This window comes from Streptomyces sp. NPDC101490 (assembly GCF_044767145.1).
GTDB lineage: Bacteria > Actinomycetota > Actinomycetes > Streptomycetales > Streptomycetaceae > Streptomyces.
Genome location: NZ_JBIWNI010000004.1, coordinates 155,164 through 170,625, shown reverse-complemented (window position 1 = coordinate 170,625; position 15,462 = coordinate 155,164). Strand labels below are relative to the sequence as shown.

The following is a 15,462-nucleotide window of genomic DNA, read 5'->3' as shown; positions in this document are numbered from 1 at the left end:
GTGGGACGGGGCGGAGGAGCAAGAGGGTACGGGAGGGACGGGGCCGGGCCTCACGGCGCCGGGCCCCGGGGTCAGGTCACCGCGTGGGCCGGGAGGTCGGCGGCGGGTACCGGGGGCCCGCCCCGCGCGGCGCGGAGCGTGAGCACCATCGTCAGGCCGCCGCCGGGAGTGTCCTCCGCGCCGAGGGTGCCGCCCATGGCCTCCACGAAGCCCCGGGCGACCGCGAGGCCGAGGCCGACCCCGGAGCCGCGCGGAGCGTCGCCGAAGCGCTGGAAGGGCTCGAAGATGCCGTCCTTGGCCTCGTCGGGCACACCGGGGCCCCGGTCCACGACCCGCAGCTCGACGCGTTCGCCGAGCGCGCTGGCGGCGACGGCCACGGGCATTCCCTCGGGGCTGTACTTGACGGCGTTCTCGACGATGTTGGCGACGGCCCGTTCGAGCAGGCCCTTGTCGACCTCCACCATCGGCAGCGTCTCGGGTATGTCGAGTTCCGCGCTGCCGTCCGGCACTCCCCCGAGGGCCATGGGGACGACCTCGTCGAGGTCGACCACCCGGATGAGGGGCGTGACGGTGCCGGTCTGGAGGCGGGACATGTCGAGGAGGTTGCCGACGAGGTGGTCGAGGCGGTCGGCGCCCGCCTCGATGCCCTCCAGGAGCTCGGCCCGGTCCTCCTCGGACCACTCGACGTCGTCGGAGCGGAGCGACGTCACCGACGCCTTGATACCGGCGAGGGGGGTGCGCAGGTCGTGGCTGACGGCGGCCAGCAGGGACGTACGGATCTTGTTGCCCTCGGCGAGCTTACGGGCCTCCTCGGCCTCGTCCACGAGCCGCTGCCGGTCGAGGACGACGACCGCCTGGGCGGCGAAGGCACCCAGCACCCGGCGGTCCTCGGCGGGCAGGACCCGGCCGGTCAGGGCCAGCGCGAGATGGTCGCCGACGGGCATGTCCACATCGGCCTCCTCGGGCCGGGCGGCGGGCGCGGGGCCCACGCTGCCCGCACGGGTCCACGGCTCGACCTCGTCCACCCGTTCCAGGAGGGCGACGGACTCCATGGAGAAGGTCTCCCGGACCCGTTCGAGGAGCGCTTCGAGACTGGTGTCGCCGCGCAGCACACTGCCCGCGAGGTAGGAGAGCACCTCGGACTCGGCGCGCAGCCGGGCCGCCTGGTGGGTGCGGCGGGCCGCCAGGTCCACCACGGAGGCGACGGCCATGGCGACCCCGAAGAAGACCGCGATGGCCACGATGTTCTTCGGGTCGGAGACGGTGAGCCGGTGGACGGGCGGGGTGAAGAACCAGTTGAGCAGGAGGGAACCGGCGGCGGCCGAGCCCAGCGCGGGCAGGAAGCCGCCGAGCAGCGCGGAGGCGACCGTGAGGGCCAGGAAGAGCAGCATGTCGTTGGCGAGGCCGAGGTCGGCGTCGACATGGGTGAGGAGCAGGGCGAGGGCGACCGGTCCCGCGACGCCGACCAGCCAGCCGGCCATGATCCGCGAGCGGCCGAGCCTGGCCCCCCGCGTGACGGGCAGGCCGCGCCCCTTGGCGACCTCGCCGTGGGTGACGATGTGGACGTCGAGGTCGGGCCCGGAGTCACGGGCCACGGTCTGGCCGACGCCGGGGCCGAGGATGTACTGCCAGGAGCGGCGGCGGCTGGAGCCCAGGACGATCTGGGTGGCGTTGACGCCCCGGGCGAACTCCAGGAGCGCCATGGGGACGTCGTCGCCGATGACGTGATGGAACGTTCCGCCCAGATCCTCGACGAGGGTGCGCTGGACGGCCAGCTCCTTGGGCGAGGCGGCGGTGAGCCCGTCGCTGCGGGCGATGTAGACGGCGAGGACCTCGCCACCCGCGCCCTTCTCGGCGAGCCGGGTGGCCCTGCGTATGAGGGTGCGGCCCTCGGGCCCGCCGGTCAGTCCGACGACGATCCGCTCACGGGCCTGCCAGGTCGAGCGGATGTTGTGCTCGCCCCGGTAGCGCTGGAGGTACTCGTCGACCCGGTCGGCGGTCCACAGCAGGGCCAGCTCGCGCAGGGCGGTGAGGTTGCCGGGGCGGAAGTAGTTGGAGAGGGCCGCGTCGACCTTGTCCGAGGTGTAGATGTTGCCGTGGGCCATCCGGCGGCGCAGCGCCTCCGGGGACATGTCGACCAGCTCGATCTGGTCGGCCCGGCGCACCACCTCGTCGGGTACGGTCTCCCGCTGCCGTACGCCGGTGATCGCCTCGACCACGTCGCCGAGCGATTCCAGGTGCTGGATGTTGACGGTCGAGACGACGTCGATGCCCGCCGCGAGCAGTTCGGCGACGTCCTGCCACCGCTTGGGGTTGCGGGAGCCGGGCACGTTGGTGTGGGCCAGCTCGTCGACGAGGGCGACGGCCGGGCGGCGGGCCAGGACCGCGTCGATGTCCATCTCGGTGAAGGTGGCGCCCCGGTACTCCAGGGTGCGGCGGGGCACCTGCTCCAGGCCGTGCAGCATGACCTCGGTGCGCGGCCGTCCGTGGTGCTCGACGAACGCGACCACGCAGTCCGTGCCGCGCTCCACGCGCCGGTGCCCCTCGGAGAGCATCGCGTAGGTCTTGCCGACGCCCGGCGCAGCGCCGAGGTAGATCCGAAGCTTGCCGCGTCCCATGGGACGACCATACGTCCAGCCAATCGGACATTCCGCACGTGGGGGAAGGGGCCGGTGTGGTCTTGACGTGATTCTGATGTCGGGAACACGACCCCCGGGCCTTCCCCGGGGCCCCGTGGCGGGAGCCCCCGGGGAGGCCGTCCTCAGTGCTCGGTGATCTCGCCGTCGCTCAGTTCGAGGACCCGGTCCGCCAGGCCGAGGAGCTGCGGGTCGTGGGTGGCGACCAGGGCCGTGCAGCCCTCGCTGCGCACCACCGCGCGCAGCAGCTGCATGACGGCGAGCCCGGTCTCCTGGTCCAGCTGGCCGGTCGGCTCGTCGGCGATGAGCAGGGCGGGCTTGTTGGCCAGTGCCCGTGCGATGGCGACCCGCTGCTGCTGTCCGCCGGAGAGCTCACCGGGCCGCTGCGCGGCGTGGTCCGCGAGGCCGACCAGACCGAGGAGGAGGGAGACCCGCTCCTCGCGCTCCTCGGGGTCCGCCTTCCGCAGCCGCATGGGCACGCCCACGTTCTCCGCGGCGGAGAGGATGGGGAGCAGGCCGAAGGACTGGAAGATGAAGCCGATCCGGTCCCGGCGCAGTTCCAGGAGCCCGCTCTCGCCGAGCGTGGAGAGGTCGACGCCGTCGATGACGATGGAGCCGCCGTCGGCGCTGTCGAGGCCGCCGACCAGGTTCAGCAGCGTCGTCTTGCCGGAACCGGAGCGTCCCTTGAGCGCGACCAGCTCGCCGCGCGGGATGTCGAAGGAGACCCCCCGCAGCGCGTGGACGGCGGCCTCTCCCGTGCCGTACGAACGGCGCAGGTTCTCCACCCGGACCATCGGCGGGCCCGCCGGGTCCTCGGCGACGGCCGTCGCGGACCTCGTGCTGCTCTCACTCACGCTGTGCTCCCCCTCCTCGAACATGTGCCCGCCAGTATGGTCCGCCGCCGGGTCCGAGGGCCAGAGCCACAGGGAGAAACCTGTGGAAAACGGCCGGTGGGCCGCTTCCCGTACCGACGTACGGGAAGCGGCCCACCGGAAGGTTCACTCGCTCGGCGGAGCCCGGAGGCTCCCCCCGGGACGGGCCCGGGGAAGGTGGCTCAGCGGATCTCGGAGATCTCCGGACCGCGCTGGAGCTGGCCCATGCCGCCGGAGAAGCGGGAGTTCTCCTGCTCCTCCTGCTGCACGCCGTCCGGCACCATCTGCGCGTCCTCCGGCAGCTTGAGGACGATCGGGTCGCGCGGGGCCATCGGGCCCTCGCCGCGGACGACCACGCTGTCCCGGACGATCTGCTCCAGCAGCCCCGCGGCCTCGGGCTGGACCGCGCCCTGCCCGGAGATCACTCCGCGCAGGAACCAGCGGGGTCCGTCGACGCCCACGAAGCGGACCAGCTGCACACCGCGGTTGCCGTCCGGCAGCTGCACCGGCACCTGGGCCCGCAGCTCCCAGCCGAGGGGGCCCTCGACCTCGTCGATGACACCGCCCTGCTGGACGATGCCGGTCGCGATCTCGTCGCGGACCTCGCCCCAGATGCCCTCGTTCTTGGGGGCGGCGAAGGCCTGGAGCTGCACGGCGCTGTCCCGCAGGACGACGGTGGCCGCGACGATCGCGTCGCCCGCCACCTCCACCCGCAGTTCCATGCCCTCGATCCCGGGCACGAAGACACCGCCGAGGTCCACGCGGCCCTCCTCGGGCTTGGCGACCTCGGAGATGTCCCAGGGCCCGTCGGGCCGGGGCGCCGGCGGAAGGTTCACCCGGCGCCGGGTCGCGGCGTCCGCGCCCTCGCCGTCCACCGCGTCGACGACCTGCTCGGCCTCGCCCGCCGCGTCCTCGGCGGCACCGCTCTTCTTGCGACGTCCGAACACGTCACTGTCCTTCCCGGTCGGATACGACCGAAGCGTATCGATTCCCACCCGTTGTGCCGTCCACGGCGGCATGACCGCCGGTGGAACCGAAGCCCCCCTCGGCCCGCGCCGAACCGGGAAGCTCCGCCACCTCGTGGAAGCGCACCTTCTCGACCTGCTGGACGACAATCTGGGCAATCCTGTCGAACCGTTCGAACCGCACGGTCTCGCGCGGGTCGAGATTGACCACGATCACCTTGATCTCTCCACGGTACCCGGCATCCACCGTCCCCGGGGCATTCACGAGCGCCACTCCGCACCGGGCCGCGAGTCCCGAGCGGGGGTGCACGAAGGCCGCGTACCCGTCGGGCAGCGCGATCGAGACCCCGGTGGGCAGCACGGCGCGCTCCCCGGGGGCCAGCTCGGCGGCCTCGGTGGTCACGAGGTCGGCACCGGCGTCACCGGGGTGCCCGTAGGAGGGGATCGGCACGTCCGGGTCCAGACGCCGGATCAGTACGTCGACGGGGTTGCGCATCAGGGGTTCACCTCGAAGGCGCGGGCGCGCCTGGCCTGGTCGGGGTCGGACATGGCGGCCTGGATCTCCTCCGGCCGGCCGTTGTCGATGAAGTGGTCGACCTTGACCTCGACGAAGAGGGCGTCGGCGCGGACGGCGACGGGGCCCTCGGGCCCGCCGATCCGGCCGATCCCGGTCGAGAAGATCTTGCGGCCGTCCACGGCGGTGACCTCGGCCCGGAGGTGGAGCACGGTGCCCACCGGGACGGGCCGCACGAAGTCGGTCTCCAGCCTGCCGGTCACGGCGATGACCCGGAGGAGCCAGTTCAGGGAGCCGAGGGTCTCGTCGAGCGCGGTGGCGAGGACGCCGCCGTGCGCGAGGCCGGGGGCGCCCTGGTGGTCGGGGGTCACGGTGAACTCGGCGGTGACGGTCACGCCCTCGCCCGCGCGCGCCGCCAGGTGGAGGCCGTGGGGCTGCCCCTCGCCGCACCCGAAGCAGTACTCGTAGTGGGAACCGAGCAGCTCACCGGGGGCCGGCGCGTCGGGGTGGCGCACCGGCGGTATGGCGTCGGGCGGCGGGGTGAGGGCGGCAGATGTTGCAGTCACAGGCGCAGACCTTACCCGCGCGGGTGGGCGCGGGTCGCGCCGTGCCAAGCTTGGGCCCATGCAGCCTTCCGCGCCGTCTCCGGCCTCTTCGTCCACGCCGTCCGCCGTGCCGCGCTTCGACGAGCGGCTGACGGCGCCGCGCTCGTGGTGGGTGATCGTCGGGCTGCTCGGCCTCTCCGGCGGTCTGGTCATGTTCCCGCTGGGTACGGTCCCGATGCTGGGCGGTCTGATCGTGGCCGCGGTGCTGGCCGGTGCGGCGGTCTCCTCGTACGGCTCCGCGCGGGTGCGCGTGGTGGCGGGGTCGCTCGTGGCGGGTGACGCGCGCATCCCGGTGACGGCCCTGGGGGCGGCCGAGGTGCTGGACCCGGAGGAGGCGCGCGCCTGGCGCACGTACAAGGCCGATCCGCGCGCCTTCCTGCTGATGCGCAGCTATGTGCCGCGCGCGGTGCGGGTCGAGATCACGGACCCGGCGGACCCGACCCCGTACGCGTACCTCTCCAGCCGTGAGCCGGAGGCCCTGGTGGCGGCGCTGGACGCCGAGCGCCCCGGGGCCCGTGGGGACGCGGGGGTCTGACCGGTACGGACGCCTGGGGGCCGACCGGGCCCGTACGGCCCTGGACGACACGCGCGCTGGTCCCGGTGGGAGCGGCGGCCGGGGCTCCGGCCGCCGGCAGCGGGTCTCTCCGGCTCGACGGGCCCGTTCCGGGGGCTGCCGCTCACGGGCTCGACGGCCGTCCGGTCCTGGTGGGGTCCGGGGCGCGGGCCCAGGAGGAGGCCGCCCCGGGCCCCTGTCCGGCTGGAGACTGTCCGGCTAGAGACCCAGTTCCCCGGGGTTCTCCGGCTGTTCCAGCGGGGGCAGCTCCCGGAGGGTCTCCCAGGGGACGCGGCGCTCGCGCAGGTCCTTGCGGATGTGCGCCGCGAGCTTCTTGGTGTCGCGGCGGTTCATGACCGCGCCGACGGCGGCGCCGACCATGAAGGGCATGAGGTTCGGCAGGTTGCGGACCATGCGCTTCATGATCTGCTGGCGCAGTTCGCGCTTGAGCTGGCCGCCCAGGGCCGCGTTGACCGTGGTGGGTCTGGTGGGGTCGATGCCCCGCTCCTCGGCCCAGGAGGCCAGGTAGGCGGCCGAGCGCTGGGTGAGCCTGCCCGGGGGGCGCAGTCCGTAGACCTCGTGCAGCTCGGCGATGAGCTTGAGCTCCACGGCGGCGACGCCGGTGATCTCGGCGGCGAGTTCCGCGGGCATGGCCGGGGGCACCGGGAGCATGGCGGCGGCGCCGACGCTCGCGCCCACGGTCGAGCTCGCGTTCGCCGCGCCCGTGACGAGCTTGTCGGCGAGCTCCTCCGGGCCGAGCCCGGGAAACTGCCTGCGCAGGGTCGCCAGATCGCGGACCGGGATCCGCGGGGCGAGATCGATCAGCCGGTCGGCCAGGTGGCCGATGCCCGCCCTGGCGCTGTCGCCGCCGCGCTTCACGCCCTGGCGGACGCCCTGCGCGACGCCGCGCCGGACGGAGTCGATCCGGCCGGAGTCGATCCTGATCTTGTCGAGCTGGGCGCGCGCGGGATTGGCGAGGCGCTTGACGGCGCCGAAGCGTCCGTCCCGCCCTGCCTCCTCGCGCGGGGACCCGTCGGGGTCCGTCGTGTCGAGGGCGTCGCTCCGCCCGGTGTCCCGCTCCGCCGGGAGGCGGGCCGGGTCCGGCTCGGCGGCCACCGCGAGCGAGGCCGGGTGGCCCCGCTCGTCGTCACGTACGCCGAGGAAGGACGGGGCGGCGGTGTGCTCGGCCTCGGGAGCCCCGTGGGCGCCCTCCGCCGGGCCCGAGCCGCCCTTGTGCGCCTTCGGGCTCCCGGGGAGCCGTAGACGTCGCTTCCGGGGCGGTGTGTCACCTGTCACGGCTGACGACCTCAGTCGCAGTCGCGGCAGATCGGCTGGCCGTTCTTCTCCCTGGCCAGCTGGCTGCGGTGGTGCACGAGGAAGCAGCTCATGCAGGTGAACTCGTCGGCCTGCTTGGGCAGGACCCGGACGGCCAGTTCCTCGTTCGAGAGGTCGGCGCCGGGCAGCTCCAGGCCCTCGGCGGCCTCGAACTCGTCGACATCGACGGTCGAGGTGGACTTGTCGTTCCGGCGGGCCTTCAGTTCTTCAAGGCTGTCCGAGTCGACGTCGTCGTCGGTCTTGCGTGGGGTGTCGTAATCCGTTGCCATGTCGCTCTCCCCCTCTGGGTGGTTGCGGGTGTCTCAGCGCACGTAACGCGTGAGAGGTCGGACTTGTGCCCGACCTGAGGCGGAGATTTTGCCTCACATCAAGGTCTGTTACTCAATCGACACCCGTCCCGCCCTCTCGCGAGTGGCGGGCTTGGGGTGGCGAACCGGACCGTACACGGTCCGCGGGGTGCGCCTCACGCGCACCACCCCGTGTACTTCCCGTCATTACGGGCCCCGGAAACCCGGACTTTTCCAGGTTTTCCGAGGGATTTCCCGGTCACGGAGAGTGGGGGGCCAGGCCCCTCCCCCTGTGATCGATCACACATGAGCGTCTCAGGATCGGGGTTCCGGAATTCCGCCCAAAGCGAACGGAACCGGTCGGCCCGTGCAGTGTGTCAGATCGGCAGAGTGACGCGCATCACGAGGCCGCCGCCCTCGCGGGGCTCCGCGATGATACGGCCACCGTGCGCACGGGCCACGGATCTGGCGATCGACAGGCCGAGACCGACGCCCTTGTCGCTCCCGGTCCGCTCCTGGCGCAGCCGCCGGAACGGCTCGAAGAGATTGTCGATCTCGTACGCCGGGACCACGGGCCCCGTGTTCGAGACGACCAGGACCGCCTGACCCGGCCCGGTCTCGGTCCTCACCTCCACCCAGCCGCCCTCCGCCACGTTGTACCGCACGGCGTTCTGCAACAGGTTCAGCGCGATCCGCTCCAGCAGGACACCATTGCCCTGGACGACCGCCGGAGCGCGCACACCCCGGATCTCGACACCCTTGCCCTCCGCCTCCCCGTGCACCTGGTCCACCGCCCGCTCCGCGACCTCGGCCAGATCCACGGGCTTGCGCTCGACGATCTGGTTGTCACTGCGGGCCAGCAGCAGCAGACCCTCCACGAGCTGCTCACTGCGCTCGTTCGTCGCCAGCAGGGTCTTCCCCAGCTGCTGCAGCTCGACCGGCCCCCCAGGATCCGAGAGATGCACCTCCAGAAGAGTCCGGTTGATCGCCAGCGGCGTCCGCAGCTCGTGCGACGCGTTCGCGACGAACCGCTGCTGGGCACTGAAAGCCCGCTCCAGCCGGTCCAGCATCTCGTCGAAAGTGTCGGCGAGCTCCTTCAGCTCATCGTCCGGACCGTCCAGCTCGATCCGCCGCGACAGATCCGAACCCGCCACCTGACGCGCCGTACGAGTGATCCGGCCCAACGGCGACAACACCCGCCCCGCCATCGCGTAACCGAACGCGAAAGCGATGATGCTCAACCCCAGCAACGCGAACAACGAACGCCGCAGAAGATCCTCCAACGCCAGATCGCTCTGGTGCCGGAGGCAGACCGAGACGGCGTCGTTCAGCTGCTCGCCGGTGCCCTGCACGGGGAGCTCGCACCAGGAGGTCGTGGGCTGGACCTTGCCCTCGACCACCTTGAAGGGCAGCTCGGAGACGCTGTCGGTGAGGGCCTGCGCGGTGAAGAGGTAGATGATCGAGAGCAGCAGGATGCCCGCGATGAGGAACATCCCGCCGTACAGCAGGGTGAGCCGTATCCGGATGGTCGGGCGCAGGAGCGGCCGGACCGGGTCCCGGGGGTCCCAGGTCGGTTTCGGCGGCGCCTGGGGGTGATGGGGCGCGGGGGTGGTGGCCATCGGGTCAGATCCGGTACCCGGAACCGGGCACCGTGACGATGACCGGCGGCTCGCCGAGCTTGCGGCGCAGGGTCATGACGGTGACGCGCACCACGTTGGTGAACGGGTCGGTGTTCTCGTCCCAGGCCTTCTCCAGGAGCTGCTCGGCCGAGACGACCGCGCCCTCGCTGCGCATCAGGACCTCCAGGACGGCGAACTCCTTGGGCGCGAGCTGGACCTCCCGGCCTTCGCGGAAGACCTCGCGGCGGTTCGGGTCCAGCTTGATGCCCGCGCGCTCCAGGACGGGCGGCAGGGGCACGCTGGTGCGGCGGCCGAGGGCGCGCACGCGCGCCGTGAGCTCGGCGAAGGCGAAGGGCTTGGGGAGGTAGTCGTCCGCGCCGATCTCCAGGCCCTCGACGCGGTCGCTGACGTCGCCGGAGGCGGTGAGCATCAGGACGCGGGTGGGCATGCCCAGCTCGACGATCCTGCGGCAGACGTCGTCCCCGTGGACGAGGGGCAGGTCGCGGTCGAGGACGACGACGTCGTAGTCGTTCACCCCGACGCGTTCCAGGGCCGCGGCGCCGTCGTACACGACGTCGACGGCCATGGCCTCCCGGCGCAGTCCGGTGGCCACCGCATCGGCGAGCAGCTGCTCGTCCTCGACGACGAGTACGCGCACGTCGTTTCCTTTCCCGCTGAGCATCGGTCCGGGACGGGACCGGCTGGAACCTGAGCACGGAATGTGCGTGTCCATCCTGCCCCGTACGCGCGTAAACCGGCTGTAAGACGGCTGTGCGGGGGGCTTCCCCGCCGGGCGGTGGGTGGCGGGAGGCCATGGGGCGGTTGGCCGGTTACCGGGAATCCGGTGGATTTCCGGGCCAGTTGAGGTTTCTCCGAGGGAGCGCTTGGGGAGGACGACTGCACACCCCGTGATCACGCCCTGTATGTGGCGCGCCACCTACCGCTCTCTGTCCCCCAGAGGCCGCAGCGCGTGATCCACCCACCTCCGGCACACCCCCGTGCCGCCGGACCCATGACGAGGGGGCGCATGATGGACGCTTTCACCGCAGGACTGCTGCACCGCATCAGGACCACGCAGACCGACCTCACGCGGGCTCGTGAGACGGGCGACGACTACCTGGTGGAGGTCGAGCTGGCAGAGCTCGACGACCTGCACCGGCTGGCCGCCGAGCACGGTGTGGAGGTCTCCGCGCCGGGTCACTGACCCTGCGGACCCACCACTCCCGTCTCACCTGTCCCACCCACCACACCTGCTCTTACCTGTCACACCCGTCCCGGAGTGGTTCGCCCGCTCCGGGACGCGCCACGTGCGAGGGCCCCGGCGCCGATCCCGGCACCGGGGCCCTCGCGCGTCCGCCGTCGTGGCGGAGGGGGCAGCCGGTCAGTCGTGCCAGGCGCCCAGTTCCTCCAGGAGGTCCTGGAGGGGCGTGAAGAGGCCCGGGGAGGCCGCCAGGGTCAGCTCTCCGGACGCCGGCTCGCCCCGGCGGCCTCCGGTGAGGGCGCCCGCCTCGCGGGCGATCAGGGCCCCCGCCGCGAGGTCCCAGGGGTTGAGCCCGCGCTCGTAGTACGCGTCGAGCCGTCCGGCGGCGACGTCGCAGAGGTCCACGGCGGCCGAGCCGCCGCGCCGGATGTCGCGGACGAGCGGGATCACCCGCCGGGCCACCTCGGCCTGATGGGCGCGCCGGGCCTGGACGTATCCGAAGCCGGTGCCGAGGAGCGCCTGGTCGAGGGCGGGCGAGGGGCGGACGGCGAGGCGCCGGTCCCCCGCCCACGCGCCGCCGCCGAGGACCGCCCGGTAGGTCTCGCCGCGCATCGGGGCCTCGACGACGCCGACCACGGCCTCGCCGTCGCGTTCGGCGGCGATGGAGACGGCCCAGGTGGGGAGGCCGTAGAGGTAGTTCACGGTGCCGTCGAGCGGGTCGATGACCCAGCGGACTCCGCTGGTCCCGGGGCTCGCCGCGCCCTCCTCGCCGAGGAAGCCGTCGTGCGGCCGGTGCTCGGCGAGGAAGCCGGTGATCAGCTTCTCGGCGGCGATGTCCATCTCGGTGACGACGTCGATGGGGCTGGTCTTGGTCCTCGCCACGGCGAGGTCGTCGGGCCGGCCGTCGCGCAGCAGCGCTCCGGCGCGCCGGGCGGCCTCCAGGGCGAGGGCGAGCAGTTCGGCGAGCAGCGGGTCCTGCGGGGCGCTCGCCCCGGTCACGTCGGTCACGGGGACTCCTCAGGCGTAGGGGCTGTCGGCGCCCGCGGCGGCGGGGCGCTCCGCGCGGGCCGGGCAGCAGCCGATGGGACACAGGTCGTGGGAGGGTCCGAGGGCGCCGAGCGCGCACCGCTCGGCCCTGGTGCCCCGCTCGGTCGCGGCGCGCTCCAGGAGGAGGTCGCGGACGGCGGCGGCGAAGCGGGGGTCGGCGCCGACGGTGGCGGAGCGCCGGACCGGCAGTCCGAGTCCGGCCGCCTTGGCGGTGGCCTCGGTGTCGAGGTCGTAGCGGACCTCCATGTGGTCGGAGACGAAGCCGATCGGGACCATGACGGCGGCGGGGGCCCCGGCGGCGTGCAGTTCCTCCAGGTGGTCGCAGATGTCGGGCTCCAGCCAGGGGATGTGGGGGGCGCCGCTGCGGGACTGGTAGACGAGCTTCCAGGGGTGGTCCACGCCGGTGGCCTCGCGGACCGCGTCGGCGATCGTCCGCGCCACGTCGAGGTGCTGGCGGACGTAGGCCCCGCCGTCGCCGTGCTCGGTGACGGGTCCCGAGGTGTCGGCGGCGGAGTCGGGGATGGAGTGGGTGGTGAAGGCGAGGTGGGCCCCGTCGCGCACGGCCGGGTCGAGTTCGGCGAGGGAGGCGAGGACGCCCTCGACCATGGGCCCGACGAAGCCGGGGTGGTTGAAGTAGTGCCGGAGCTTGTCGACCCGGGGCAGCGGGAGGCCTTCCGCTTCCAGGGTGGCGAGCGCGTCGGCGAGGTTCTCTCGGTACTGGCGGCAGCCGGAGTAGGAGGCGTACGCGCTGGTGGTGAGGACGGCGATGTGGCGCCGCCCGTCGGTGATCATCTCGCGGAGGGTGTCGGTGAGGTACGGCGCCCAGTTCCGGTTCCCCCAGTGGACGGGCAGCCGGAGACCGGCGGCGGCGAAGTCCGTCCGCAGCGCTTCGAGGAGCGCGCGGTTCTGGTCGTTGATCGGGGAGACGCCGCCGAAGAGGAAGTAGTGCTGCCCCACTTCCTTGAGCCGTTCCTTCGGGATGCCACGGCCGCGCGTCACGTTCTCCAGGAACGGGACCACGTCGTCCGGGCCCTCGGGGCCGCCGAACGAGAGCAGCAGCAGGGCGTCGTACGGGGCGGGATCGTGCTGATCGGACATGGCACCGATCCTCCCACCCGGTCCGGAGGGCGCGGGGCGCGGCCCGTCCGGAAAAAAGGGGGGATGACCCATCGACTTCACCGCCGTAGGCTTTAGCCCTCAATTACACGTGTGGACACCCGCTCCGGGTGACCTCGCGGAGGCCGCGCCCGTGCGCGGAGATCCGGAGACCTCCTTGCCCAGTCCCTACCGCGCGATATTCGCGGCGCCCGGCGCCGCCTCGTTCTCCGTCGCGGGATTCTTCGGCCGGATGCCGCTGTCCATGATGGGCATCGGCATCGTGACCATGATCTCGCAGGTGACCGGCCGGTACGGGCTGGCCGGAGCCCTGTCGGCGACGCTCGCGATGTCCGCCGCCGTCCTCGGCCCGGCGGTCTCCCGCCTGGTCGACCGGCACGGGCAGCGCCGGGTGCTCCGCCCGGTGACCCTGGTCTCGCTGGTGGCCGCCGCCGGGCTGCTCGTCTGTGTGCAGCAGCGGACCCCGGACTGGACGCTCTTCGTGTTCACCGCGGTGATCGGCTGTGTGCCCAGCGTGGGCGCCATGACCCGGGCCCGCTGGGCGGAGATCTACCGGGGCGACGCGCGGCGGCTGCACACCGCGTACGCCTGGGAGTCGATCGTCGACGAGGTGTGCTTCATCTTCGGCCCGATCATCTCGATCGGTCTGTCGACGGTCTGGTTCCCCGAGGCGGGTCCGCTGTTCGCCGGGGTGTTCCTCACCATCGGCGTCTTCTGGCTGACCGCGCAGCGCGCCACCGAGCCGGTCCCCCACGGCGGGAAGGGCGAGGACCGGGGCGGTTCCGCGCTCCGCTCCCCCGGTCTCCAGGTCCTGGCGCTCGCCTTCGTGGCCACCGGCGCCATCTTCGGATCGGTCGACGTGGTGACGGTGGCCTTCGCGGAGGAGCAGGGCCACAAGGCCGCCGCCAGCCTGGTCCTGGCCGTCTACGCGCTCGGCTCCTGTCTGGCCGGAGCCGTCTTCGGGCTGCTCCACCTCAAGGGCGAGCCGTCCAGGCGCTGGCTCCTGGGCCTCTGCGCGATGGCCGTGAGTATGATCCCCCTCCTACTGGCCGGGAACCTGCCGTTGCTGGCCGTGGCGCTCTTTGTCGCGGGCCTGTCCATCGCACCGACGATGGTGACCACGATGGCCCTCGTCGAAGCGCACGTACCGCGCACCAAGCTGACCGAGGGCATGACCTGGACGGGTACCGGGCTCGCGGTCGGCGTGGCGCTCGGCGCGTCGGCCGCCGGCTGGGTGGTGGACGCGTCGGGCGCGGAGGCGGGGTACGTGGTGCCCGTGGTCGCGGGCGCGCTCGCGGCCGCGGTGGGTCTCCTCGGACACCGTCGGCTGCGCAGGCCGACGCCGAACCGGGAGGGGCAGCGTGAGCGGGACGACGACGAGGTCAGCGGGGTCGGGGAGCGCCGGGACGGCGAACAGTCCGTGGCGTAATTGGGCGGGGAACGTCACCTCCCGTCCCGTGCGGGAGGTGAGTCCGGCTTCGGCCGAGGAGCTTGCTGAGGCGGTGCGCCGGGCGGCGGCCGACGGGCTGCGGGTGAAGACGGTCGGCACCGGCCATTCCTTCACCTCGATCGCCGCCACCGACGGCGTGCTGATCCGGCCGGGCCTGCTGACCGGCATCCGGCGGATCGACCGCGGGGCGATGACGGTCACGGTCGAGTCGGGCACCCCGCTCAAGCGGCTCAACGTGGCGCTGGCCCGGGAGGGCCTGTCGCTCACGAACATGGGCGACATCATGGAGCAGACCGTCGCCGGGGCCACCTCGACCGGGACGCACGGCACCGGCCGCGATTCGGCCTCCATAGCCGCGCAGATCCGCGAGCTGGAGCTGGTGACGGCCTCGGGCGAGCTGCTGACCTGCTCGGCGAAGGAGAACCCGGAGGTCTTCGCGGCCGCCAGGATCGGACTGGGCGCGCTGGGCGTGGTCACGGCGATCACCTTCGCGGTGGAGCCGGTCTTCCTGCTCACCGCGCGCGAGGAGCCGATGACCTTCGACCGGGTCACCTCGGAGTTCGACGCGCTGCACGCGGAGAACGAGCACTTCGAGTTCTACTGGTTCCCCCACACGGACAACTGCAACACCAAGCGCAACAACCGCAGCGCGGGTCCCGCCGCTCCTCCCGGCCGGGTCAGCGGCTGGGTCGAGGACGAGCTGCTGTCCAACGGCCTCTTCCAGGTGGCGTGCTCGCTGGGCCGGGCCGTGCCCCCGGTCATCCCCTCGATCGCCAGGGTCTCCAGCCGGGCCCTGTCGGCCCGTACGTACACCGACATCCCGTACAAGGTCTTCACCTCGCCGCGCCGGGTCCGCTTCCTGGAGATGGAGTACGCGCTGCCGCGTGAGACGGCGGTCGGCGCGCTGCGCGAGCTGAAGGCGATGGTCGAGCGCTCGCCGCTCAAGGTGAGCTTCCCGGTGGAGGTGAGGACCGCCCCGGCGGACGACATCGCGCTGTCCACGGCCTCGGGGCGGGACACCGTCTACATCGCCGTGCACCTCTACCGGGGGACGCCCCACCACGCGTACTTCACGGCGGTGGAGCGGATCATGACGGCGCACGCGGGCCGCCCCCACTGGGGCAAGGTGCACACCCGCGACGCCGCCTACTTCTCCGGGGTCTATCCGCGCTTCGCCGAGTTCACGGCGCTGCGCGACCGGCTCGACCCGGACCGGCTCTTCGCCAACGACTACCTGCGCCGGGTGCTGGGCGACTGACCGG

Annotated in this window: 15 protein-coding genes; 4 read left to right on the top strand and 11 right to left on the bottom strand. The window is 72.7% G+C overall.

Going from position 1 to position 15,462, the window contains the following annotated elements:
- Positions 1–71: 71 nt before the first annotated feature.
- The 5 genes from ACIRQY_RS11900 to ACIRQY_RS11880 all read right to left on the bottom strand — a co-directional run bounded on the left by ACIRQY_RS11900 (position 72) and on the right by ACIRQY_RS11880 (position 5,553).
- Entirely contained in the window at positions 72–2,618 is a 2,547-nt protein-coding gene (locus ACIRQY_RS11900) for a sensor histidine kinase KdpD (RefSeq protein WP_351781196.1), read from the bottom strand.
- Positions 2,619–2,761: 143 nt separating this feature from the next.
- On the bottom strand, positions 2,762–3,514 hold the full coding sequence (locus ACIRQY_RS11895; RefSeq protein ID WP_403924188.1) for an ABC transporter ATP-binding protein: 753 nt from the start codon (positions 3,512–3,514) through the stop codon (positions 2,762–2,764).
- A gap of 176 nt (positions 3,515–3,690) precedes the next feature.
- Positions 3,691–4,455, bottom strand: a complete 765-nt coding sequence (locus tag ACIRQY_RS11890) for a DUF3710 domain-containing protein (protein WP_351781192.1) — start codon at positions 4,453–4,455, stop codon at positions 3,691–3,693.
- 1 nt (position 4,456) lies between these two features.
- Positions 4,457–4,969, bottom strand: a complete 513-nt coding sequence (dut, locus tag ACIRQY_RS11885) for a dUTP diphosphatase (protein WP_351781190.1) — start codon at positions 4,967–4,969, stop codon at positions 4,457–4,459.
- A complete protein-coding gene (locus tag ACIRQY_RS11880) occupies positions 4,969–5,553 on the bottom strand; it encodes a PaaI family thioesterase (protein ID WP_351781188.1) in 585 nt (194 codons plus the stop codon). Before ACIRQY_RS11880 ends, dut begins: the two co-directional genes overlap by 1 nt.
- Positions 5,554–5,611: 58 nt before the next feature.
- Here ACIRQY_RS11880 and ACIRQY_RS11875 point away from each other — a divergent pair, with 58 nt between their 5' ends.
- Positions 5,612–6,127 carry a DUF3093 domain-containing protein gene (locus ACIRQY_RS11875; protein ID WP_403924185.1) on the top strand — a complete coding sequence of 172 codons (516 nt, stop codon included), beginning with the start codon at positions 5,612–5,614 and terminating at the stop codon, positions 6,125–6,127.
- 237 nt (positions 6,128–6,364) lie between these two features.
- Here the strand turns inward: ACIRQY_RS11875 and ACIRQY_RS11870 are convergent, their stop codons facing one another.
- The 4 genes from ACIRQY_RS11870 to ACIRQY_RS11855 all read right to left on the bottom strand — a co-directional run bounded on the left by ACIRQY_RS11870 (position 6,365) and on the right by ACIRQY_RS11855 (position 10,044).
- Positions 6,365–7,441, bottom strand: a complete 1,077-nt coding sequence (locus tag ACIRQY_RS11870; protein WP_403924183.1) for a hypothetical protein — start codon at positions 7,439–7,441, stop codon at positions 6,365–6,367.
- Between the two features lie 11 nt (positions 7,442–7,452).
- The gene (locus tag ACIRQY_RS11865) at positions 7,453–7,749 is read right to left on the bottom strand and encodes a DUF4193 domain-containing protein (RefSeq protein ID WP_003955561.1); all 297 of its coding nucleotides are present in this window, start codon (positions 7,747–7,749) and stop codon (positions 7,453–7,455) included.
- A 395-nt stretch (positions 7,750–8,144) separates the two neighbouring features.
- Positions 8,145–9,386, bottom strand: a complete 1,242-nt coding sequence (locus ACIRQY_RS11860; RefSeq protein WP_403924180.1) for a sensor histidine kinase — start codon at positions 9,384–9,386, stop codon at positions 8,145–8,147.
- Positions 9,387–9,390: 4 nt separating this feature from the next.
- Entirely contained in the window at positions 9,391–10,044 is a 654-nt protein-coding gene (locus ACIRQY_RS11855; RefSeq protein ID WP_351793715.1) for a response regulator transcription factor, read from the bottom strand.
- Positions 10,045–10,413: 369 nt separating this feature from the next.
- Here ACIRQY_RS11855 and ACIRQY_RS11850 point away from each other — a divergent pair, with 369 nt between their 5' ends.
- The gene (locus tag ACIRQY_RS11850) at positions 10,414–10,590 is read left to right on the top strand and encodes a hypothetical protein (protein WP_351793720.1); all 177 of its coding nucleotides are present in this window, start codon (positions 10,414–10,416) and stop codon (positions 10,588–10,590) included.
- A 177-nt stretch (positions 10,591–10,767) separates the two neighbouring features.
- Here the strand turns inward: ACIRQY_RS11850 and ACIRQY_RS11845 are convergent, their stop codons facing one another.
- Positions 10,768–11,586, bottom strand: coding sequence for an inositol monophosphatase family protein (locus ACIRQY_RS11845; RefSeq protein ID WP_403924685.1), 819 nt, complete (start codon positions 11,584–11,586; stop codon positions 10,768–10,770).
- 18 nt (positions 11,587–11,604) lie between these two features.
- Positions 11,605–12,732, bottom strand: a complete 1,128-nt coding sequence (locus tag ACIRQY_RS11840; RefSeq protein WP_403924177.1) for a ferrochelatase — start codon at positions 12,730–12,732, stop codon at positions 11,605–11,607.
- A 175-nt stretch (positions 12,733–12,907) separates the two neighbouring features.
- On the opposite strand from ACIRQY_RS11840, the gene ACIRQY_RS11835 reads away from it, so the two are divergent.
- Together ACIRQY_RS11835 and ACIRQY_RS11830 are read left to right on the top strand one after the other, a co-directional pair.
- The gene (locus ACIRQY_RS11835) at positions 12,908–14,179 is read left to right on the top strand and encodes an MFS transporter (protein WP_403924174.1); all 1,272 of its coding nucleotides are present in this window, start codon (positions 12,908–12,910) and stop codon (positions 14,177–14,179) included.
- Positions 14,112–15,458 (top strand): D-arabinono-1,4-lactone oxidase, encoded by a 1,347-nt coding sequence (locus ACIRQY_RS11830; RefSeq protein ID WP_403924171.1) that lies wholly within the window; start codon positions 14,112–14,114, stop codon positions 15,456–15,458. Before ACIRQY_RS11835 ends, ACIRQY_RS11830 begins: the two co-directional genes overlap by 68 nt.
- Positions 15,459–15,462: the final 4 nt, after the last annotated feature.